General features: G+C 35.6%; 23 protein-coding genes and 1 pseudogene. 12 read left to right on the top strand and 12 right to left on the bottom strand.

Translation table 11 applies throughout. The features are described 5' to 3' along the window. Nucleotides 1–127 precede the first annotated feature (127 nt). Complete coding sequence (gene hflX, locus HCN53_RS08090; RefSeq protein WP_167342640.1) at nucleotides 128–1336, bottom strand: GTPase HflX; 1209 nt, start codon at nucleotides 1334–1336, stop codon at nucleotides 128–130. A gap of 86 nt (nucleotides 1337–1422) precedes the next feature. Here hflX and HCN53_RS08095 point away from each other — a divergent pair, with 86 nt between their 5' ends. Genes HCN53_RS08095 through HCN53_RS08105 form a run of 3 tightly spaced genes read left to right on the top strand, consistent with a single transcriptional unit; the run spans nucleotide 1423 to nucleotide 3191 of the window. After that, nucleotides 1423–1986, top strand: a complete 564-nt coding sequence (locus HCN53_RS08095) for a DNA-3-methyladenine glycosylase I (protein WP_167342641.1) — start codon at nucleotides 1423–1425, stop codon at nucleotides 1984–1986. After that, complete coding sequence (locus HCN53_RS08100; protein ID WP_167342642.1) at nucleotides 1952–2551, top strand: hypothetical protein; 600 nt, start codon at nucleotides 1952–1954, stop codon at nucleotides 2549–2551. The genes HCN53_RS08095 and HCN53_RS08100 overlap by 35 nt, the downstream gene beginning before the upstream one ends. Then, the gene (locus tag HCN53_RS08105) at nucleotides 2532–3191 is read left to right on the top strand and encodes a DUF2490 domain-containing protein (protein WP_105018002.1); all 660 of its coding nucleotides are present in this window, start codon (nucleotides 2532–2534) and stop codon (nucleotides 3189–3191) included. The genes HCN53_RS08100 and HCN53_RS08105 overlap by 20 nt, the downstream gene beginning before the upstream one ends. Before the next feature lie 27 nt (nucleotides 3192–3218). Here HCN53_RS08105 and aat read toward each other — a convergent pair whose 3' ends face one another. The 3 genes and pseudogenes from aat to HCN53_RS08120 all read right to left on the bottom strand — a co-directional run. Beyond that, nucleotides 3219–3869, bottom strand: coding sequence for a leucyl/phenylalanyl-tRNA--protein transferase (gene aat, locus HCN53_RS08110; RefSeq protein ID WP_167342643.1), 651 nt, complete (start codon nucleotides 3867–3869; stop codon nucleotides 3219–3221). A 161-nt stretch (nucleotides 3870–4030) separates the two neighbouring features. Continuing rightward, the gene (locus HCN53_RS08115) at nucleotides 4031–4645 is read right to left on the bottom strand and encodes a MarC family protein (RefSeq protein ID WP_042277184.1); all 615 of its coding nucleotides are present in this window, start codon (nucleotides 4643–4645) and stop codon (nucleotides 4031–4033) included. 62 nt (nucleotides 4646–4707) lie between these two features. Next, nucleotides 4708–4942: pseudogene (locus HCN53_RS08120) on the bottom strand (DUF3127 domain-containing protein); the annotation flags it as partial. A 162-nt stretch (nucleotides 4943–5104) separates the two neighbouring features. Between HCN53_RS08120 and HCN53_RS08125 the strand changes: the two are divergent. Both HCN53_RS08125 and HCN53_RS08130 read left to right on the top strand, forming a co-directional pair. Beyond that, a complete protein-coding gene (locus HCN53_RS08125) occupies nucleotides 5105–5527 on the top strand; it encodes a hypothetical protein (protein WP_167342644.1) in 423 nt (140 codons plus the stop codon). A gap of 23 nt (nucleotides 5528–5550) precedes the next feature. Further along, on the top strand, nucleotides 5551–6099 hold the full coding sequence (locus tag HCN53_RS08130) for a hypothetical protein (protein ID WP_167342645.1): 549 nt from the start codon (nucleotides 5551–5553) through the stop codon (nucleotides 6097–6099). 86 nt (nucleotides 6100–6185) lie between these two features. Here HCN53_RS08130 and HCN53_RS08135 read toward each other — a convergent pair whose 3' ends face one another. From HCN53_RS08135 to HCN53_RS08145, 3 genes are read right to left on the bottom strand one after another with little or no spacing between them, the layout of a single operon-like run. Then, on the bottom strand, nucleotides 6186–6644 hold the full coding sequence (locus tag HCN53_RS08135) for a GNAT family N-acetyltransferase (protein ID WP_167342646.1): 459 nt from the start codon (nucleotides 6642–6644) through the stop codon (nucleotides 6186–6188). Continuing rightward, complete coding sequence (locus tag HCN53_RS08140; protein WP_042277326.1) at nucleotides 6645–7019, bottom strand: DUF3127 domain-containing protein; 375 nt, start codon at nucleotides 7017–7019, stop codon at nucleotides 6645–6647. A gap of 1 nt (nucleotide 7020) precedes the next feature. Continuing rightward, nucleotides 7021–7875 carry a flavin reductase family protein gene (locus HCN53_RS08145; RefSeq protein ID WP_167343276.1) on the bottom strand — a complete coding sequence of 285 codons (855 nt, stop codon included), beginning with the start codon at nucleotides 7873–7875 and terminating at the stop codon, nucleotides 7021–7023. Nucleotides 7876–8056: 181 nt separating this feature from the next. On the opposite strand from HCN53_RS08145, the gene HCN53_RS08150 reads away from it, so the two are divergent. The 3 genes from HCN53_RS08150 to pbpC are packed head-to-tail and all read left to right on the top strand — an operon-like array spanning nucleotide 8057 to nucleotide 13645. Then, nucleotides 8057–10456, top strand: a complete 2400-nt coding sequence (locus tag HCN53_RS08150; RefSeq protein ID WP_167342647.1) for a M28 family peptidase — start codon at nucleotides 8057–8059, stop codon at nucleotides 10454–10456. Beyond that, nucleotides 10446–11225 carry an NAD(P)H-binding protein gene (locus HCN53_RS08155; RefSeq protein ID WP_167342648.1) on the top strand — a complete coding sequence of 260 codons (780 nt, stop codon included), beginning with the start codon at nucleotides 10446–10448 and terminating at the stop codon, nucleotides 11223–11225. Before HCN53_RS08150 ends, HCN53_RS08155 begins: the two co-directional genes overlap by 11 nt. A gap of 35 nt (nucleotides 11226–11260) precedes the next feature. After that, nucleotides 11261–13645, top strand: coding sequence for a penicillin-binding protein 1C (gene pbpC, locus HCN53_RS08160; protein WP_167342649.1), 2385 nt, complete (start codon nucleotides 11261–11263; stop codon nucleotides 13643–13645). Here pbpC and HCN53_RS08165 read toward each other — a convergent pair whose 3' ends face one another. Both HCN53_RS08165 and HCN53_RS08170 read right to left on the bottom strand, forming a co-directional pair. Then, nucleotides 13646–14143 (bottom strand): YciI family protein, encoded by a 498-nt coding sequence (locus HCN53_RS08165; RefSeq protein WP_167342650.1) that lies wholly within the window; start codon nucleotides 14141–14143, stop codon nucleotides 13646–13648. It lies immediately after the preceding gene. Beyond that, complete coding sequence (locus tag HCN53_RS08170) at nucleotides 14137–14607, bottom strand: CYTH domain-containing protein (protein ID WP_167342651.1); 471 nt, start codon at nucleotides 14605–14607, stop codon at nucleotides 14137–14139. Before HCN53_RS08170 ends, HCN53_RS08165 begins: the two co-directional genes overlap by 7 nt. Nucleotides 14608–14650: 43 nt before the next feature. Here HCN53_RS08170 and HCN53_RS08175 point away from each other — a divergent pair, with 43 nt between their 5' ends. Together HCN53_RS08175 and HCN53_RS08180 are read left to right on the top strand one after the other, a co-directional pair. After that, nucleotides 14651–15421, top strand: a complete 771-nt coding sequence (locus HCN53_RS08175) for a UDP-2,3-diacylglucosamine diphosphatase (RefSeq protein ID WP_167342652.1) — start codon at nucleotides 14651–14653, stop codon at nucleotides 15419–15421. An 85-nt stretch (nucleotides 15422–15506) separates the two neighbouring features. After that, nucleotides 15507–15836 carry a hypothetical protein gene (locus tag HCN53_RS08180; protein WP_167342653.1) on the top strand — a complete coding sequence of 110 codons (330 nt, stop codon included), beginning with the start codon at nucleotides 15507–15509 and terminating at the stop codon, nucleotides 15834–15836. Here the strand turns inward: HCN53_RS08180 and recJ are convergent. Further along, complete coding sequence (recJ, locus tag HCN53_RS08185) at nucleotides 15833–17533, bottom strand: single-stranded-DNA-specific exonuclease RecJ (RefSeq protein ID WP_167342654.1); 1701 nt, start codon at nucleotides 17531–17533, stop codon at nucleotides 15833–15835. The genes HCN53_RS08180 and recJ overlap by 4 nt on opposite strands. Nucleotides 17534–17620: 87 nt before the next feature. Between recJ and HCN53_RS08190 the strand changes: the two genes are divergently transcribed. Continuing rightward, nucleotides 17621–18211 (top strand): carboxymuconolactone decarboxylase family protein, encoded by a 591-nt coding sequence (locus tag HCN53_RS08190; RefSeq protein ID WP_042277166.1) that lies wholly within the window; start codon nucleotides 17621–17623, stop codon nucleotides 18209–18211. 149 nt (nucleotides 18212–18360) lie between these two features. Continuing rightward, on the top strand, nucleotides 18361–18963 hold the full coding sequence (locus tag HCN53_RS08195; RefSeq protein WP_167342655.1) for a DUF6705 family protein: 603 nt from the start codon (nucleotides 18361–18363) through the stop codon (nucleotides 18961–18963). 19 nt (nucleotides 18964–18982) lie between these two features. Here HCN53_RS08195 and HCN53_RS08200 read toward each other — a convergent pair whose 3' ends face one another. Then, nucleotides 18983–19783 (bottom strand): hypothetical protein, encoded by an 801-nt coding sequence (locus tag HCN53_RS08200; RefSeq protein ID WP_167342656.1) that lies wholly within the window; start codon nucleotides 19781–19783, stop codon nucleotides 18983–18985. Between the two features lie 30 nt (nucleotides 19784–19813). Beyond that, on the bottom strand, nucleotides 19814–20812 hold the full coding sequence (locus HCN53_RS08205; protein WP_167342657.1) for an acyl-ACP desaturase: 999 nt from the start codon (nucleotides 20810–20812) through the stop codon (nucleotides 19814–19816). Between the last annotated feature and the right edge of the window lie 37 nt (nucleotides 20813–20849).

Below are 20849 nucleotides of genomic sequence, written 5' to 3' on the forward strand. Positions count from 1 at the left end.
ATACGATCAGTCATGTATTTAGGTAGAGAATATAGATAGTTGTGGATTCGCTTTCGCGAAAGCGAACCCTAAATCAATCTAGAGTAATCAAAAACGGTTTTACTGTTTAACAGAAAAAAATAGGAACCTACTCTTCCTCTTCACTATAATCAGGATACAGGAATGCATTATAAGGAAAGCGCGATACATGAATTTCTCTTACTCTGTCGTATACCTTTTTACGAAACTGTTCCATGTTTTCTTTTTCAATCGCACTTATAAAAATCACATCATCACCTGCACGGTTCATCCAGGTGCGTTTCCAGTCTTCTAGTGTGTTGTGTGCCGTGGTGCGTTCGTCAAATTCATCGTCATATTCTTCCGGCTGGTATTGATCGATTTTATTAAAAACCATAATAGTAGGTTTATCAATCGCCTCTATATCTTGTAAAATTGCATTTACACTATCAATATGATCTTCAAAACTCTCGTGCGAAATATCTACTACATGTAACAATAGGTCCGATTCTCTAACCTCATCTAGGGTAGATTTAAAGGATTCTACTAACTGCGTAGGTAGTTTTCTAATAAAACCTACCGTATCAGTTAATAGAAAAGGTAGGTTTTTAACAACTACCTTTCTTACCGTTGTATCTAGCGTTGCAAATAATTTATTTTCTGCAAAAACATCACTTTTAGAAACCACATTCATAAGTGTGCTTTTACCCACGTTAGTGTAACCTACAAGAGCAACGCGCACCAATTTACCACGATTTCCTCGTTGGATTTTCATTTGCCTATCAATGGTAGTGAGTTTCTTTTTGAGTAATGAAATACGATCGCGTACTATACGACGGTCTGTCTCAATCTCGGTCTCACCAGGACCACGCATACCTATACCACCACGCTGGCGCTCCAGGTGAGTCCACAACCCGACTAATCTAGGTAACAAGTACTCGTACTGGGCTAGTTCAACTTGAGTACGAGCATAACTGGTTTGTGCTCGTTGTGCAAATATGTCTAGAATCAAATAGGTACGATCTATGATCTTTGCCTTGAGGATTTTCTCAATGTTACGTTGTTGAGTAGGCGTTAACTCATCATCAAAAATCACTGTCCCAATATCGTTTGCTTCAACAAACTGTGCTACTTCTTCCATTTTTCCAGTTCCTATAAAGGTTTTTGGATTAGGATGTTGCATTTTTTGAGTAAAACGACCTTGTACACTAGCACCAGCAGTGTAAGCGAGAAACTCTAATTCATCAAGATACTCAGTTAACTTTTCTTCAGACTGTTGTTGAGTTACAATTCCTATTAAAACGGCGTTTTCGTATTCGTGACTTTCTTGTTCTAGCATATAGATTATTTCATACAAAGATATATTTATTATTGAGCCGGTAATAAGGTTTATCTTTAGCTTAAGTTTTTATTATAATTTTTTTCATGAACAAAAACAAATGCGGCTGGTGTATAGGCGATGAGCTTTATGAGCAGTATCACGATACAGAATGGGGCGTACCTGTTTATGACGATAAAACCCTATTTGAGTTCTTAATCCTGGAATGTATGCAAGCTGGTCTAAGCTGGATTACTATTTTAAGAAAGCGAGAAAACTATAGACAAGCTCTAGATCAATTTGATTATCACAAAATTGCTCAATATGATAATCAGAAAAAGCAAGAACTACTTCAAAATCCAGGAATCATAAGAAACAAATTAAAAGTAAATGCTATTGTGACCAACGCTCAAGCATTTATGAATACACAACAAGAGTTTGGAAGTTTTTCCCATTATATATGGTCATTTACTGATAATCAACCTGTTAAAAATGCAGTTTCTGACTATAAAGAAGCTCCTGCTAACACCAAGTTATCAGATCAGATATCAAAAGATCTTAAAAAAAGAGGTTTTAAATTTGTAGGCAGCACCATCGTATATGCCTATTTGCAAGCTTGCGGAATAGTTAACGATCATGAAACCAGCTGTTTTAGATATGACCAGATTTAAGCACATCATCTATTTACTATTTTTTCTAGTTAGCACTGTGGTAATTGCTCAATCTAACGCTCTTAAAATAGAGCATGAAGAACGAATAAAAAGTAGTGAGTTCCCTTCTCTATCCAAACAAATATTGGATAGCCTGATTCCGCTTAGGGTAAAAATGAAATATTATCAAGAAACCGACGGTGATTCTAACAGCTACGAAGCAAAATTTAAGTATAAGGGTAAGAAATACAGTATAGAATTTTTTGAGAATGGAGCTTTAAAAGAAACAGAAATTGAAATAAAGAAAAACAAACTGTCAAAAATAGTTATTGATTCGATCAATAAAAGACTTGATACCGTTGCTCGTAAGTTTAAAATAGAGAAGATACAAGAGCATTACGGCCCTAGCTCAATTCTTAGTTTAAAACAAAAATTACAGCAATCAAACCCTGATGGATATGAAATAATTGTTGCTTTTAAGGATAAGCGTAAGATTTATCGCAGGGAATATTTATTTGATAGAAGAGGTATGATCCTAGAGGTTAAAGATGTTAAACGATTAGAGTATGACTTCTTATTATTTTAGAATCTTAATCGTCCTTTTATTATCACAAACTGCCGTAAGTCAAATTGTCGATAATACTTTATTTCAAAATGCCCTTAATATTTCTTACGACAATAATTACCGATGGTCATTTGTAAGCGCACTAGAACAACGCAGCCTAACAGGTGACAACGCAGGTCTACTACATATCCAAGCCAGTCATTACACCAATTATGAAGTAGGATTTTATGGTCAAATAGGTATAGGGATCATGTATCGTGATCTTAGAAACTCAAATACCAGTGAGCTCAGGATTACTGAACAATACGCTTATTCAAGAAAATATAACCAACTTAAAATGGCACATCGTATACGGTGGGATCAACGATACCGTGGTGATAGAATAACGCACCGATGGAGATATAGGTATTCCATTGCATTGCCTCTCAATGGAATACAAACAGATAAAAATGAATGGTACCTGGGTGCATCAATCGAAACTTTATTTATTGCAGAAAATCGGACGAAACCCTTCTGGGACCAACGCCTCATTTTTAATCTAGGAAATCAAATTAGCCGTAACTTCAAATTACAATTAAGTACCGAATACCGATGGGAATCATTTACCCAAAATACAGAACGCTTACTGTTTATAAATCTAGGAGGTTACTGGAGTTTGTAGCGATTAAATTCTTGTAGTGTATAGTAATTAAATATTAAGTAATTCAATAAAACTTTCCCTAGGAATCTCAACTGCTCCTAAGCTTGCTAGATGATCGTTATAAATTTGAGCATCAATAATTTTATATTCCTTTAATTGCAATTTTTCTACTAAATGCCACAAAGCAATTTTACTGGCATCTGGCTGCAAAGCAAACATGCTCTCACCGCAAAACACCTTTTTTTCTGGTAAATCGATACCGTATAATCCACCTACAAGTTCACCGTTTTTAAAAACTTCAACACTTACCGCATGGCCTAGTTGATGCATTTTTGAATAAGCCTCGATCATTTCATCCATAATCCAAGTACCTTCTTGATCAGGTCGAGAGACTTGTGCGCATGCATTCATAACCTGTTCAAAACAAGTATTTTCTTTAATAAAATAACCTTTATTCTTCCTACTTTGCTTAAGTGATTTTGTAATCCTCATAGGTCTTTCCGATTGCAAATCAAATATCATTCTGGGATCTGGGCTCCACCAGCAAATAGGCTCACCATCGTTGTACCAAGGAAAAATTCCATTGTTGTAAGCAAGTAATAATCGGTCTACTTTCAAATCACCACCTACCGCAAGCAAACCATGGTCAGGTGCTTGATTAACAGGAGGAAAATAAAGCTCGTTCTGTAAGATATACACGTTAAACTTCTAGGTTTGTTTGGAAATACTGTTAATTTTGTTAATCTTTGATACGGTCTTCAAAACTAATTTATTTTCATCATTGCTTTTTTTGAGTTTCTTTTTGAAGACCAAACTATTTAAAAAGAGAATCCCGACAAAGCCAGTCGGGATTTTTGTTTTTATGATCCAATGACGAAATAGCTATTAATTCCAGAGAGTATATTTTGTACTGCATAAGATGCTAGTATAAGCCCCATCACTTTACTTATTACAGTTATTCCATAACTACCTATATATTGCTGTAATTTATTTGCTGCTAGAAGTATAAGACAAGTAAGTGCTATTACCACGAGCACTATAGCAGTGGTCATGGTTTGTTGTTCTATAGAAAATAAGTGATTGTCAGTCATAAGTACCACGGCCATAATAGCTCCTGGTGATGCAATGGACGGTATCGCTATAGGAAATATAATGACGTGTTTATAATCGGTAATTCCTTTTTTCTCTCCTTCTGGTTTACCATCTCCAAAAATCATTGTGAGCGCAAAAAGAAATAAAATTACTCCGCCAGAAATTTGAAAGGCATCCAAAGACACGGACATTGATTCCAAAATAATTTGACCGATTACAATAAAAAATAATAGAATAAGAAAAGCCACACCGGCAGCCTTTATAGCAATTAGTTTTTTATGTTTCTTATCAAATTGTTTAGTAGCTTCAAGATAAACAGGAATTGAGCCTATAGGATCTATTACCGCAAATACAAAAAACAATGTGCTCAAAAATTCTATCATAAAAATAAAAAAGCTTTCCCATAAAAATACAGGAAAGCCTAGTCATTAAAAGTAAGTATTTGTTAAAATGGAAGATCGTCGTGATCTTCGGCATTTGTATTTGATACCGGCTCGTATTCATCAAATGGTGGAACCTCAGGAGCACCTTGTGGTGCTTGAGCTCCTACTTTTTCTATACGCCAACCAGGAGATAGAATTAAAATATTTAATCTCGCCCTGTGGAGTTTGCCATTCTCTACCTCTCAAGTTTATACCTACTTTTACTGCATCTCCTACTTGGTAACTATCCAATAAATTTGTTTAGTTTTAGAAAAAACAATAATGTATAAAATTTCACCATGAGAGAAGTTCAGGAAGCTTCAAAAAATGCAACAGATTTAGACGATTACAGATCAAATTTAAATGCACTAAACAAGGATAACCCCACTGAGGTTGTACTATTTTTTAATAATTGGTAAAATGATTAGAATAATATTTTTCATTATTGTATTATTTCTTTTTTCTTGTGATCCAGGTGATGAAGACCGACAAAGTTGTTACTCCTTTATAAATGGAATCGATAGAGATGTAGTCTTAGAGTTCTATAGTTATAATTCTGGTCAAAACATCTCAACAATTGGAACATATAGTTTGAACGGTATGGGTTTGTTAAACAATTTTTGCAAATCTAGCAGAAGAGCATTGGGACCTGTCTCGGTAATAAGAATGGACTCGATAATTGTGAAATTTGACAATACTAAAAAAATAACTTATTTAAAAGTTAATGAGCTAGGATTTGCAGACTTCCTTTACCACGTTAATGATTATACTAAAGAAGGAGAAACCTTTAACTATTCTTATACTTTTACAGAAGAAGATTATAACAACGCAATACCATTTTGATATTAATTTATAAAACACAAAAAATGCAACATCGTTTAAAATATATCGCTTTTGCCTGTATCCTCATTGCTTTAAGCAGCTGTAATCCAGATGATGATAATTCTTCTAATGAAGAGGAACCTGTAGCAGTAAATGAATTTACTCTAGGAGATGATAATTACAGCCTAGAACAAGGTTATAGATCGCAAAGCTCAGAGGATAGTCCAAATCTTTTTCTTACAAACGTCGTCCTTTCTGGGCCAGGATTAACGCTCAACAGTTCAAATGTACTTTCAGGAAACGGCGATATAGTAGGATTAGAATTCTACACGACTGTAAATGATGGTTTACAGCCAGGAACGTATAATCTAGACAGTCTTAATGAACAAGCTCAAACGGTATATGCCTTTATAGGCGTTGATTATAACGCACAATTGGGTGAGGCCATTATTGAAGACGAGATTTTTTCTGGAACGATTACCGTAGAACTATTAGAAAATGGAGACTATAAGATTACTGGTAGCGGTACTGCAGACGATGCAAATGAAGGGTTCACTATATCTTATACAGGTGAATTAAGATTGGTCATTTAGCCATCTTAAAGAGTAACCGAAATTATAAATCAAAAGCCGATTTCTTAAACAGAAATCGGCTTTTGAGTTTTAGATTTTACCGTTTTCTACGATTTAAACTCCTTCCCAAAACACACGCTATTCTCCATATCCTTGTAAGGTCCATAACAAGGGATTTTGTTATAACCGCATTTCTGGTAGAAGGAAAGAGCTTCAGTTTGTCGTTGACCTGTTTCTAGCTGCACTTTTTTAAAACCTAAATGGCTTGCCCAATTTTCTAATTCATTAAGTACTATTCCAGCTATACCTTGATTTCGAGCTGCAGTGGCTGTAAACATACGTTTAATCTCTACGGTTTGGGAATCGTATTGTTTAAAGGCACCACATGCAACTGCGGTTTGATCATTTATCACTAGAACCACATGATTCAAATGTTCAATGCAATTAAATTGATTATAAAAAGAATGCTCATCTCCATCTTTAACAGCGAGATAAGCATCTAATTGTTGAACTAAACACATAAACTCTGGATGTTTAGAATCCGTGCGTACTAGTTGTATGTTCATTTAGAAAGGTAAATCGTCGTGATCTTCGGCATTTGTATTTGATACCGGCTCGTATTCATCAAATGGTGGAACCTCAGGAGCACCTTGTGGTGCTTGAGCTCCTACTTTTTCTATACGCCAACCAGAGATAGAATTAAAATATTTAATCTCGCCCTGTGGAGTTTGCCATTCTCTACCTCTTAAGTTTATACCTACTTTCACTGCATCTCCTACTTGGTAACTATCCAATAAATTTGTTTTGTCTTGAACAAATTCAATAAGCAAATGTTGTGGGTATTGCTCTTCAGTTGTTACTACTAATTCGCGTTTTTGAAATCCGTTATTTCCATAGGTTTTTGTTTCACCTATCAACTTTACTTTTCCTTGTACTTCCATGTTAAAATAATAAAATGTTCCAGGCATTCATCAACTGTCCAGCTGCTATATATTCTTTTGCCCTATTATGTTTTTCTTCTATCGATAATGCTGGTAATTGTTCCGCTTTCGCAAAAGCGATCACCTCATCACGCTCTGGCACACGTTCTACATTACCTAATTTACCTAAATCATTACCTGTAAGCACGTGACTGTTTCTTGCGTGTTCTGGTAATGCGTCAACTCCTACACCTAATGAGCTTAAAGGTTTAGGCACCTCAAACATAGCATCTTTTGAACGACAATACCAATTACCACCCATTCTTGCTACTGTATCAATTTTAAAAGGGTCGATTTTTTGATCGTCAGTTAGAACTTCATCCTTAATGTGCACTTTTACGACCTCGCAAATAATTAAATTACCTGCACCACCTTCTTGACCTAGTTCAACTATTTCCTTTACCTTACATTCAAAAGCTGCTGGGCTTTCTTCAACTCTAGGTGGTTGTACCAGATCACTTTTTACCGCTGTTAATCCAGATTTTACAAACTCATCAACACCAGCATCATATTCGGTGCTGCTCAATGACATTTGCTGTACAATATCGTAATTGACAATATTAATTACCACTTCTTGGGTAGCTTGTGCATTAAGCAAGGTATGTTTAACTGTGTTATTGCGCACTCTCCTAGCCGATGAGAATATCATAATCGGTGGATTTGCACTAAAGACATTGAAAAAAGAATAAGGTGATAGATTCACATTACCATCAACATCAACTGTACTAGCAAATGCAATAGGTCGCGGTTGAACTGCTCCTAGCATGAGTCCATGTAAATGGGCTGTAGAAATTTCTTTAGGATCTACTGTCAAAATGCTTACCTTTTAATGAATTTTCAAAGGTATTATTTTTAAACGAAACTATAGGTATTATGATGTTACAGTCTGCTTTATCTAGCAACCTAATTAAGTAAGAAAAGGTTAATTTAATAAGAAACACAATAAGCAGTATTTTTTATTTAATTTCACCATCTTACTGACAAGAAACCACACAACCATGAGACCTAAATCACACTTCTCATCTGCAATATCGTTTGTAATTATTCTTTTACTTGTTTTTTACGCATTCTATTCTCAAACACCATCTAGTGAGGTTAAAGAAAACGTTCCAGCCACTGAGTGGTCAACAGCAAGAGCACTAGAACACATACAAGCACTTTCAGTCGAGCCGCATTATCTAGGAAGCAAGGCACACGATAAGGCAAGGGATTACATTATTACACAACTAAAATCTTACGGGCTAAATGTTACAACGCAATCTGCTTATGATATTAGCTGGAACGGAAATATGTCTAAACCTGAGAATATTCTAGCACGTATTAAAGGTCGCACCGACTCAAAAAATGCCCTATTATTACTTTCTCATTACGACAGTGATCCACACAGTAGTAAAGGAGCAAGTGATGCTGCAAGCGGTGTAGCCACTATACTAGAAGCAACAAGAGCTTTTCTTGCCAAAAATGAGCAACCTGAAAACGATATTATCATTTGCATTACTGATGGTGAAGAGCTAGGCTTAAATGGCGCAAGCACTTTTGTCAATAAACATGAGTGGGCACAAGATGTTGGATTCGTTTTAAACTTTGAAGCGCGCGGTAGTGGCGGCCCTAGCTATATGCTAGTTGAAACAAACGGTGGTAATAGAAAAATCATCGAGGCATTTAGCAAGTCAGGAGTTGAATATCCTGTAGCTAATTCACTAGCCTATAGTATTTATAAAATGATACCTAATGATACCGACCTTACCATTTTTAGAGAAGACGGCGATATCAATGGATTAAACTTTGCTTTTATAGGTGATCATTTTGACTATCATACTGAACTAGATTCATATGAACGCCTAGATCGCAACACACTTGCTCATCAAGGCAGCTATCTCATGCCGCAGTTAGATTATTTTTCTAGCATTGATTTGACTGATAGACTTAAAACTGAAAAAAATGATGATGTAGTTTACGTACCCTTACCATTGATAAAAATGGTGCAATTCCCATTTAGTTGGTTAAGTGGTTTAATAATAGTAGCATTTGTATTGATGATAACTCTTATTGTTTACGGAATAAAACGCAGGCGTATTCAACTTACTTATTTATTGGGTGGTTTTGTACCTTTTCTAGGAGCACTTATTATAAGTTACTTAATTACTAACTACACGTGGATAGGGATTAAAGAATCTGAGTTTTACATACATCAATTACATGGATTCCCGTATAACGGATACTGGTTGATTGCGGCAGCTGCGTTTATAGCTCTTACCATTAGCTTTTTCTTATATCACAAGTATTACCACCGTGATCGCATACCTAGTTTAAGCGTTGCTCCCATTTTTATTTTATGGCTTATCTGTTTACTAGTAGCGTTTCCTATAGGCGATGGCGGTATCCTAGGTTCTATCTTTTTACCAGGCGCAGGATTTTTAATCATTCCTGTTTTTTGTAGTTTAATAATGCTGTACATCAATATACAGCAAAAAAGACCTAGCTACATCCTTCTAGTCCTATTGTCTGTTCCCGCAATTTTTATTCTTTCGCCATTTATTAAAGCTTTTCCAGTAGCACTAGGAATGAGTATTTTATTTGTAGCATCTGTTCTTACTGCGTTACTGTTTGGTTTGTTAGTTCCTATCACAGGACATTATAGAAAGAAAGGATTACTAGCATTTATGTCCTTAATTATAACTATTGGTTGTGGTGTTTACGCTTTCGCGAAAGCAGAATTCTCACCATCCCAACCCCAATCCACCAGCCTAGTTTACATTCATAATCAAGATGAAAACAAAGCTCAATGGGCAACCTATGATCCAACCTTAACCGATTGGGTTAAAGAAAAACTAAGTAACAATCCTCAAAACGCTAAAGAACTTAATAAAAACAGTATTGACTCAAAGTATGGAACTGGTTTTAGTTATGTAGCACCAGCCGAATACAAGAATCTAGCTTCACTTGATATTGAGATATTAAGCGATACACTTGTAGGAGAAGACCGTAAGGTCAAATTGAAAGCGAGCAGCACAGAAACCCTGCATCGTATAGAGGCATTTACCACAGACGAGGTTCTATTTAAAAGAGCAGTGGTAAACGGCTTGCAAGTTCCTAAAACAGGTAAGAGCGAGACACCCTTTGGCTATAGATGGGGAAATCGTCTATTAAGTTATTATATAAAAGGTAATGAGCCTTTGGTTATGGAATTAACCTTTTCGGCCCAGGACAATCCAGAGCTTATTTTTTATGGAGCGAGTTTTGATTTAATGCAACGGTCCGAATTTGAAATAACCGCAAGACCTATCGAGCAAATGTCTATGCCGTTTGTTCTTAACGATGCTGTTCTTAAAAAGCGAAGTATTAAACTAGTAAACCAGCAAACAATAGTTGAAGAACAAACTGCTGATGAAGAATAACAAGAAAACAATCGGTATCTTAGGTGCAGGATGGCTAGGAAAAGAGCTAGCATACCAGTTAAAAGCTTTAGATTTTACATGTAGAGCTACTGTGAGACAACCTGATGATGTCGCAACTTTAGAACAGTCTGGGATAAAAAGCTATATAATCGACATTAAGGAAGATAAAATTTTTGGCGATTTAAAAACTTTTCTAGAAGGTCTAAATACCTTAATAGTTGCTATTCCACCAGGATTGCGCAAAAATCCAGATAGTGATTTTGCCTATAAAGTAAGGATGATTGCTAAGTTTGCATTGGTATATAAAATACCAGATTTTATTTTTGTTTCTAGCACTTCAGTATTTCAAGACACTTTTCCTATTACCACATATTCGGAAAACAATATACCAAACTCGCAATCAAATACAGGCAAAAAGATTATTGCTGCCGAGGAAGAATTAAGAAACTGGTATCCCAATGCAACAATACTAAGGCCATGTGGTCTAATTGGTGACGACAGGCATCCTATTAATCATTTAAAAGGTAAAACAGATTTAAAAAATCCCGACATGCCAGTTAACTTGGTTCATCGCAACCACGTTATAAACTTAATCATTGGTTTAATCAATGAAACTATTAAAACAAAAGTATTACACGCAGTAAGTGAACCGCACACTAGTAGGAAAGAATATTATCAAGACGCTGCTCGACAACGCAATCTAGCACCACCAGAATTCCTTGATTCTTCAAAACAAGAGGGAAAAATAATCACTTCTATTTATTCTTAGTTGCAAGTAATATGAGCTATCTGTAGAGGCGAAAAATGAAGAATAAACTAGGGCATTTAATACTTAAACATAAATGGAAAATAATGTTTTTCCTCGTACTAAGTATATGGTACTATTTCTGTCTACCGCAAAGACTTTTTGACGTCCCTTACTCCACAGTCATTGAAAGTAAAGAAGGTATTTTACTAGATGCACATATTGCTAAAGATGAACAGTGGCGTTTTCCTCGCGTAGATAGCGTTCCTTATAAGTACAAACAGAGTGTACTTTTCTACGAGGACGAGCATTTTTATTCCCATCCTGGATTTAATCCTATCTCGATTTTAAACGCCATGCGACAAAATTTTGAGGCTGGTATGGTTGTACGTGGAGGAAGCACTATTACTCAACAAGTCATTAGGTTAGCTCGTAAAAAAGAACGCTCCTACTATGAAAAGTTAGTTGAATTAATATGGGCAACTAGATTAGAATTAAAACTTTCTAAAGATGAAATTCTAGAACTCTATGCCTCACACGCACCCTATGGCGGTAATGTAATCGGACTAGAAATGGCATCATACCGTTATTTTGGAAGAAGTCCGCATGAATTGAGCTGGGCAGAAAGTGCAACACTAGCTGTATTGCCCAATGCACCTGGTCTTATTTATCCAGGTAAGCGACAAAATCAATTAAAACAAAAACGCGATCAGCTATTGTTTAAATTAAAGGAGAAAGGAATAATAGATCAAACAGATTACGAATTATCAATTGCTGAAAGAGTTCCTGATAAGAACTTTAATATCCCTAGAAGTGCACCTCATTTACTCAATAGAATTAATAAGGAATATGGTACAGCTAGAGTAACCACTACTATTGAGCATGATATGCAGCAAACGGTAAACCGTATTGTAAATAATCATTACCAAAAACTAAAGCTTAATGGAGTACACAATCTCTCTATGCTTGTACTGGATATTGACAATATGGAAGTGGTAGCCTATGTAGGTAATTCACCTACCACCAGTGAACATGGTAAGGATGTAGACATTATTACAGCACCGCGCAGTACAGGAAGCGTATTAAAACCTTTCTTATATGCCAGCATGATGGATCAAGGTGAATTGCTACCCAAAACATTTGTTCCGGATGTCCCTACCCTAATCGACGGCTTTAGAACCGAAAATTTTAATCGTTCTTATGCAGGAATGATTCCTGCTGATAAAGCACTGGCGCGATCTCTTAACATTCCTGCTGTACGGTTATTGCAACAACATACAGTTCCTAGGTTCTATAACAAGTTACAACAACTACAATTGACTGATGTAAATAGAGGAGCAAACACGTATGGGCTGAGCCTAGTAATTGGCGGTTCAGAAAGTAGTTTATGGGATATGTGTAAAGCTTATGCCGTTCTTGCAAAACAGCTTAAGGATTACGAAGCTCATAACAGTGAGTATCATTATGGGTTATTTGAGCAACTTACTTATATCAAAAAAGCTGATGGCGATTCCGCTTTCGCGAAAGCAGAATTAACAAAAAACTCACAGGAAACCAACTGGTATCTAGAACCAGAGATATACGGAGCTGGCAGTATTTACCAAACTTTTGAAGCAATGAAAACGGTAAATCGACCTGAAGGTGAAGAAATCTGGCATTTTTTTAATCCAGATAAAGAAATCGCCTGGAAAACAGGAACAAGTTACGGTAACCGAGATGCATGGGCTATAGGAGTAACACCAAAGTACGTTATTGGTGTATGGACAGGAAACGCCGATGGTGAAGGCAGGGCAGCAATGACAGGAATAGACAGTGCGGCGCCGGTACTTTTTGATTTATTTAATCGTTTACCGCAAGAGCCTTGGTTCAAGCCTCCGTACGACGATCTAGCGCACATAAACACATGCTCAGTTACCGGTTACTTGCCTAACCCTGATTGCCCACAAACTTTATCCTATATTCCCAGCAATGGTACCCGTTTTGCTGCTTGCCCTTTTCATAAAAAAATTAATATCGATAAACGTTCAGGAAAAAGAGCTACTACCGATTGTAGAGAAGTTAATGATCTGGAGCAAAAAACTTACCTAATTCTACCGCCTATAGAATCTTATTTCTACCAAAAGTCCACTCCTGCTTTTACCGCTGTACCTGATTACTTAGAAAATTGTTCTTTAAAATTGGAACCTATAATGAGTATAATGACTCCGCAACATAATAGCATCATAACTAATACCATCAATGTAAATGGAGAACTAAATCCGGTAATATTTCAACTGGCTCACAAACGTAACAACAACACAGTGCACTGGTATAAGAATAATGATTACCTAGGTGTTACTCAAGGAATTCATGAGATGCCAATCACTGCACAAAAAGGAAAGCATTTAATTACCGCAGTTGATGAAAGTGGCTATCAAATTAAAATTCAACTTACGTTTAAATAATTACTTAAGCTTACCTCCTTTTTCGGTCCACCAACCGGTGGTCTTCACTTTTAAGGCACCACTTTTTACAAGCGGATCCTGATTGGCAAGACTGTCTGCGATTTTAAAACTGGGTGTGTTATAAACAACAATTCCTCTCCATTCCTTACCGTTATTCATTGGTCCTATTAAAGAAGCATGACCTAGGTCATACATTTTAGAAAGGTAGGCCAAATGATCTTGTTGTAATTGAGACAACACTTCCTTAGGAATACTATCATTATCACCAGATAGCAATTGAACCATAAAATACTCTTGCATTAAATAATGTTTGTTTGCTTCTTTATAAGTAAACACATTATACCCGAGTTTTTTCAAGGAATCAGATTTTTGAATCAATTGAATTGAATCCGTAATTACTTCATCTGGAAGATTGTCTTCTATTTTTGAAGTTTTGTTTGAAGTATTGCAGCTTAAAATTGTAGTAATTAAAATTAAGCTAATCCAATATTTTACCATGTTGAAAAGGGATTTTTACTAATGTATGAATTATAGTATTTGTTATTTCCTGTTACTTCTTCACCTAACCATTCCGGCACATCAAATTCATCTAACTCTGAGTTCAGCTCAATTTCGGCTATGATTAAACCGGCGTTCTCCTTTTGAAATAGATCGACCTCAAAAAAATGGGTGCCTATCGGTATCTTGTATCTAATTTTATGAATAGGCATTGGTAAGCACAGTTCCAATAAAGCTTCTGCTTCACTTATACTAATTTCCTTTTCCCATTCCAGGCGCTTAAGACCGTCATCAGTACTAGGTCCTTTGATTGTTAAATAACCACTATGTTCCTGTATTCTTACACGTACAGTGCGACAAGGATCGGTAGTTAAATAACCTTGAATCAATTGCACACCTTGATATTCTTTTAAAAATTCTGTGTTGGATACTAAAAATTTACGCTCTATTTCCTCATTAATCATGGCATAAATATCGTAAAAGCTAAGGTATATTTATATTTGCTCTATGCAAATTCCATCTGGAAAGAAAATATATTTTTCAAGCGACAACCATCTAGGCGCTCCTACTCAAGAGTTAAGTAAACCTCGAGAACAACATTTTTTGAATTGGTTAGACACCATTGAAAAGGATGCCGCAGCACTTTTCTTGTTAGGAGATTTGTTTGACTTTTGGTTTGAATACAAAAGAGTGGTTCCTAAAAATCATGTAAGAGTTTTAGGTAAACTCGCTACTATGGCAGATAATGGGTTGCCTATTTACTTTTTTGTAGGAAACCACGATTTATGGATGTTTGGTTATTTTGAAGAAGAATTAGGTATACCTGTATTTCACAAACCCAAATCTTTTAATTTTAACGGCAAAAAATTTTTAATAGGTCATGGTGATGGTTTAGGTCCTGGTGATAAAGGTTACAAACGCATGAAAAAGGTATTCACCAACAAGTTTTTCCAGTGGTGTTTTAAATGGATTCATCCCGATATTGGGGTAAAATTAGCGACCTATCTTTCCGTTAAAAACAAACTTATATCAGGCGACGAAGACGCTAAATTTTTAGGTGAAGAAAATGAGTGGCTTGCTCAATATGCTAAAAGAAAACTTACTAAGGAACATTATGATTTTTTCATATTTGGTCACAGGCATATGCCCATGACTATCAAAGTTGGTGAGAAAAGCACTTATTATAATTTAGGTGATTGGATTTCACATTACACCTACGGAGTTTTTGATGGTAATGATTTTCAACTAGAGCATTTCCCGTTTAATATTAGGGAATAATTTATCATTTCTAAGGATTAATAGATAGTTATTTAAGTGGTAACCGGTAGTAACTTTGTACCATTAAACTTTTATAACCACAATCATGAAATCATATTTACAATTTATAAGTATTATACTTTTGTTTTACAGTAGCTTATCCTACTCACAAGATTATAAAGACAGAGATAGTCTACCTGAAATTACAGTCACCGCAACATCTGACAAAACGTATAACTCTACCGTCTTTAAGAGAAGTACTTTACGTAAAAGCGCACGATTAAGTAAAGGAAATTTAGAACAATTCAAAAACACATTAAAAACCCAAGTTTCTAAGAAACTGGTTTTAACTGAAAAGGAATGGAATTTACTTTATAATCAAGCTCAAAAACTTACTTTGAACTATAAATTAGATGAATTACCATCTGTACTTTAATGCGGTTTAAGGTCCTTGATGCGTAGTTGTAAGCTCGTTACACCTTGCCAGCTATTCTCCTCAAGGACATAAACCACATCAAATGGCTTGTTGTTCTGTATTATAGAAATACAATTTCCTAAATTAAAACCTATGGCAGGTATTTGGAGAGATGAATTTATATGGGGTTTAATAGCAAGTTTTAAATGCTTTCCGTTTTCTCCTACACGCTTTGCATATCCAGAGTCATAGACCGCTCTGCTCAAAAATACCGGTCTCATATTTCTGGGACCAAAGGGCGCCATTTGTTTTAAAATTCGATACAATTTACCTGTAATTCGTTCTAAAGGAAGTAATGCATCTATTTTTAATTCTTTAGTAAGTAATTTTTTATCTATAGTGGCACAAACCACCTCTTCAAATCTCTTTTTAAAATTTAAAAATTGTTCTGGTTGCATGGTAAGTCCAGCTGCATATTTATGTCCTCCAAATTGCTCAATGAACTCACTGCACTGTTCTAAAGCATTATAAACATCATAACCTGAAACACTACGAGCACTAGCTGCAAGCTTATCTCCATTTTTAGTAAAAACCAGTGTAGGCCGGTAATGCGTCTCAGTGAGTCGCGACGCCACTATGCCTATAACACCTTTGTGCCAGTCTTCCTTAAAAACAACACTAGTAAAAAGTTTTTCTTCCTTGTTGTCGTGAATTTGTTGCAAGGCTTCTTCAGTAATAAGTTGATCTAGCTCTCGACGATCTTGATTGTATCTATCAATTTCTTTTGCCTTTAATCGGGCCTGATCGAGATCCTGTTCCACTAAAAGATCAACAGCATACAAACCATGCTTCATTCTACCAGCTGCGTTTATACGTGGTGCTATAATAAATACAACATCGGTAATGTCTAAAGTATTTTTTTTAACCTGTTCAATAATGGATTTGAAACCAGCTCGAGGTGATGTGTTTATAACATTGAGACCATGGTAACACAAAATTCTATTTTCGCCAGTAATAGGAACAATATCTGCTGCTATAGCAGTTGCCACCAAATCTAGATAAGGTATAAGTATTTCAAATTCCCAATCGTTGTGTTGCACTAGCGCTTGACAAAGCTTGAACCCAACTGCACAACCGCACAGTTCATCATACGGGTAAGAACAATCATGCTGTTTAGGATCGAGTACAGCGACTGCATCAGGAACAAATTTACCTGGTCTATGATGGTCGCAGATTATAAAGTCTATTCCTTTTTCTTTGGCATATTTTACCTTGTCGATAGCTTTTATTCCACAATCCAAAGCTATGATTAATGAAATATCATTATCGTGGGCATAATCAATTCCCGCATAGCTTATCCCGTAACCTTCCTTATATCTATCTGGTATGTAGGTAGTAACCTTATCATAGAAACTACTTAAAAAGGAAGACATCAAAGCAACTGCCGTAGTCCCATCTACATCATAATCACCATAGACCATTATAGTTTCATTGTTCCCTACGGCTTTTTGAATACGATGAACAGCCTCATTCATTCCTTTCATTAAAAAAGGGTCATGTAACTCCTCTAGACTTGGTCTAAAAAAGGATTTCGCTTTCGCGAAAGCGTCAATACCACGTCCTACTAATAAACTAGCAAGAATAGGGTCTACATTAAGTTCTTTTGAAAGCTGCTCGACTAGAACAGCATCAGGTTGTGGTGATAAAGTCCAACGCATAACCTCAAATATAATCGCTACATGAAAAAATCATCATGCCTTACACATATAAATTCTCTATTTTTAAGGAAACAAAATTTTAATTCTATGCCATTAGTCACACCACTAGATGCTAATCACGATCCCGAAACCAAAGAACTCGCAACGTTTTTTAATGAGACACTAGGTTTTTGCCCAAATTCCGTTCTTACTATGCAACGTAGACCGGCAATTTCCAAAGCATTTATTCATCTAAACAAAGCCGTAATGGCAAATGAAGGACGAGTGACTAGTGCATTAAAAAGAATGATTGCCTGGGTAAGTAGTAATGCAACTGGTTGCCGCTACTGTCAAGCGCATGCAATACGCGCCGCAGAACGCTACGGTGCAGAACAAGAAAAGCTGGACAATATTTGGGAATATCGTACACATCCCGCATTTAATGAAGCCGAGCGCGCAGCACTGGATTTTAGTCTAGCCGCCAGTCAGGTTCCTAATGCAGTCGATGAAACTATAAAAAAGCGCCTACACGAGCATTGGAATGACGGTGAGATAGTAGAAATGTTAGGAGTGATTTCTCTCTTTGGTTATTTGAACAGGTGGAATGATTCTATGGGAACTACCCTGGAACAAGATGCTATCGACTCTGGCAATCAGTATTTAGGTAAACATGGTTTTGAGGTAGGTAAGCATGTGTAACTATTTAACCTGAATGTGTATATGATCATCGTGTCTTACTGCATGACAACCGTGATATCTGATTTTCTATTTTTTACATCCATTTTTTTTAAATGAGAGATAAATCAAAATACAGGAACCTTAAACAAATGGAATAAAATTTAAATAATATGAAAAGATTAATTATACTAATTCTCATTCTCATTACAGGAAAACTTGCTGCTCAAACTATAGTACCAATTGAGAATGAAACCCAAAGTCTTTTTATGGGTCGCGAATCTATATACTTTAAAGATGTTAATGGAGTATATAATAAGTTTCTTGGTAGTTGGAAATACCAAGATCCATCAAATTCAAATACAGTTTTAGAAATTAATGTGGTCAAGTCAGAAAGAGAAAAATATGGTAAGCATTTTATTGATGAGATATATATAGAATTTAAATATGTAGAAAATGGGACAGTAATATATGATAGCTCTAACTACACCCTTGAAATGAAAAAACGAACTATTTCGGGTTCTATTTCTTTAACAAACCCATTTAATACAGTTTGCTCGTTAATTTATTTTGAACCTACTAACATACCTTGGAGTTATAAAGCTTACAAGGGCTGTTTATCTCCGAGCTTAACCCTTGAATATGTAAATGAGATAGACATGAATAATGGTCAACGCACTTACCTCAAATGGGATGTATGTTATGTAGTTGACCCAGCACAAGGTGAGGTGTGGCCTTTTAAGATTCCTAATCATATTGAGTTGGAGCGTATCTAATTAAACTGATTATAGTCAGTTATCTAATCTGCACATGCACATGATCATCGTGTCTTACTGCATGACAACCGTGATATCTGATTTTACTATTTTTTAAATCTAATCTTTTAACAAGGTGCGGTTCTATAAAAATCTTTGTAACCTGGGCATTTTTTGTCAATGAATTAATTAGATCTCTTGTAGCAGTTTCATGCAGTTGTAAGCCATTATTAACCGTTCCAAAAGTTAAGAATCTAGCATAATCGTATTGAAAATACCCTTGTTCCTTACAAGCCATAGGTTGGTCATGCTCATGTGATTTAGGTTTTACAAAAAAACCATAACCTGATAAGGTAGGAACCTTATTAACAATACGGTTATCCTTTGAATAAATAAAGGATAAATCTAATTTTTTACCATCATTATGGCTTAAGTGAGGAAAAAGAGGAAAGCCATGCCAAAAAGGAAAATTAGCATCAAGTAGATTAATTTTAATTCCTGGATATTTTTTTGCTAGTTCTTCTGAGCTTTCTAGAACAATTTGATTTAATTGTGGCGTAACGTAGTTACGGTTACATAATATATAAAACCAAGAAACATTTTTTACATGATCAGATTCTAAGACTTTTTCTCTACCAAATTGTGGAGCAAGGAAAGGTATTATCAAAAACGTACTAAAAACGTAAAGCGATAAAAACAATACAGTTGTTTTTATCACTTTATAAGATTTTGTGTTTCTAAAAAGGACTCTAGAAATAAGATAAAGCAATCCACCTATTTGGGTAATCAGTGTAAGGACTACGATTAAAAATAAATCTCCTAGATATTTAAGAACCTTCAAAATACTTCTAAAACATAGTCATTTAAAAGGTTAAACCAATTTAGGTTCTAGAACCCATTTAAATTTTGTTATGTCTTGTGAAATTTTCATTCGTTGCCCTATGCGTTCCATACGAGCTGGTAGCTTCATTAAATAATCACGAGCTTTTTCTGCTTCTTCATTTAAACCTTCGATATTAGGAATGTCCCATTTATCGATAAGCTTTCTCATAATATCAACATAGTCTTGTGCAGTATAGACACCTATACGTTGAGCACTCATAGAAAAATCCTCAAACGCTTGTCCGATTCCTTGACCAGATTCTCTTAAAAAGTGAGCTGGCATGACGATCTTATTTACCATCATATCCTTAAAAGCAATCATCATGTTTGATGGATCTACTTTAAAGATCTCATCTACAAACGTACAATAGGCTTGATGGTGTCTCATCTCATCTCCAGAAATCACACGACACATCTTTGATAGGGCCTTATTTCCATATTCCCTAGCAAGCTTTGCCACTCGGTTATGTGAGATGTAAGTAGCAAGTTCTTGAAAACTTGTGTAAATAAAGTTTTTATAAGGATCTCTATCAGTTCCTATATCAAATCCATCATTAATCAAATGGTGTGTGGTAATTTCTACCTCACGCATATTTACACGTCCTGATAGGTATAAGTATTTATTAAGCACATCACCATGACGATTTTCCTCGCCAGTCCATTGACGCACCCATTTTGACCAAATATTTCCCTTACCTTCTACTTGATTTACGCCTTCTACATCCATCAACCAAGATTCGTAAGTTGGCAAGGCTTCTTCTGTAATAGTATCACCTACTAAACATACCCAGAAATCGTAAGGCAATTCTTTAGCTAGCTCACGCAGTTCTTTTACATCTTCCTGCCAATTATCTTTAGTAAGATCAGGAAGAAAATCTGTAGGTTGCCAGATTTTTTCTACCGGGATTAAAAATTGATCCATGAAGGATTCTACCTTACTCTCTAAGGACTGCATCACTTCAATTCTGATATTTTTTAGAGTTTTCATATTTCTTTTTGTTGGGGAAATTATTGATATTACGCTT

The sequence above is a fragment of the Nonlabens sp. SY33080 genome, from assembly GCF_011784885.1.
In the GTDB taxonomy this organism is placed as follows: Bacteria; Bacteroidota; Bacteroidia; order Flavobacteriales; family Flavobacteriaceae; genus Nonlabens; species Nonlabens tegetincola.

Bases quoted from the DNA above. Each gene is read 5' to 3' on its own strand.
- HCN53_RS08105 (WP_105018002.1), top strand. From the start codon at position 2,532: ATGACTTCTTATTATTTTAGAATCTTAATCGTCCTTTTATTATCACAA.
- HCN53_RS08150 (WP_167342647.1), top strand. From the start codon at position 8,057: ATGAGACCTAAATCACACTTCTCATCTGCAATATCGTTTGTAATTATT.
- HCN53_RS08205 (WP_167342657.1), bottom strand. From the start codon at position 20,812: ATGAAAACTCTAAAAAATATCAGAATTGAAGTGATGCAGTCCTTAGAG.
- HCN53_RS08180 (WP_167342653.1), top strand. From the start codon at position 15,507: ATGAAATCATATTTACAATTTATAAGTATTATACTTTTGTTTTACAGT.
- HCN53_RS08165 (WP_167342650.1), bottom strand. From the start codon at position 14,143: ATGGTAAAATATTGGATTAGCTTAATTTTAATTACTACAATTTTAAGC.
- HCN53_RS08135 (WP_167342646.1), bottom strand. From the start codon at position 6,644: ATGAACATACAACTAGTACGCACGGATTCTAAACATCCAGAGTTTATG.
- HCN53_RS08140 (WP_042277326.1), bottom strand. From the start codon at position 7,019: ATGGAAGTACAAGGAAAAGTAAAGTTGATAGGTGAAACAAAAACCTAT.
- HCN53_RS08175 (WP_167342652.1), top strand. From the start codon at position 14,651: ATGCAAATTCCATCTGGAAAGAAAATATATTTTTCAAGCGACAACCAT.
- HCN53_RS08115 (WP_042277184.1), bottom strand. From the start codon at position 4,645: ATGATAGAATTTTTGAGCACATTGTTTTTTGTATTTGCGGTAATAGAT.
- HCN53_RS08170 (WP_167342651.1), bottom strand. From the start codon at position 14,607: ATGATTAATGAGGAAATAGAGCGTAAATTTTTAGTATCCAACACAGAA.
- HCN53_RS08125 (WP_167342644.1), top strand. From the start codon at position 5,105: ATGATTAGAATAATATTTTTCATTATTGTATTATTTCTTTTTTCTTGT.
- HCN53_RS08195 (WP_167342655.1), top strand. From the start codon at position 18,361: ATGAAAAGATTAATTATACTAATTCTCATTCTCATTACAGGAAAACTT.
- HCN53_RS08130 (WP_167342645.1), top strand. From the start codon at position 5,551: ATGCAACATCGTTTAAAATATATCGCTTTTGCCTGTATCCTCATTGCT.
- HCN53_RS08190 (WP_042277166.1), top strand. From the start codon at position 17,621: ATGCCATTAGTCACACCACTAGATGCTAATCACGATCCCGAAACCAAA.
- hflX (WP_167342640.1), bottom strand. From the start codon at position 1,336: ATGCTAGAACAAGAAAGTCACGAATACGAAAACGCCGTTTTAATAGGA.
- pbpC (WP_167342649.1), top strand. From the start codon at position 11,261: ATGAAGAATAAACTAGGGCATTTAATACTTAAACATAAATGGAAAATA.
- recJ (WP_167342654.1), bottom strand. From the start codon at position 17,533: ATGCGTTGGACTTTATCACCACAACCTGATGCTGTTCTAGTCGAGCAG.
- HCN53_RS08095 (WP_167342641.1), top strand. From the start codon at position 1,423: ATGAACAAAAACAAATGCGGCTGGTGTATAGGCGATGAGCTTTATGAG.
- HCN53_RS08155 (WP_167342648.1), top strand. From the start codon at position 10,446: ATGAAGAATAACAAGAAAACAATCGGTATCTTAGGTGCAGGATGGCTA.
- HCN53_RS08100 (WP_167342642.1), top strand. From the start codon at position 1,952: ATGAAACCAGCTGTTTTAGATATGACCAGATTTAAGCACATCATCTAT.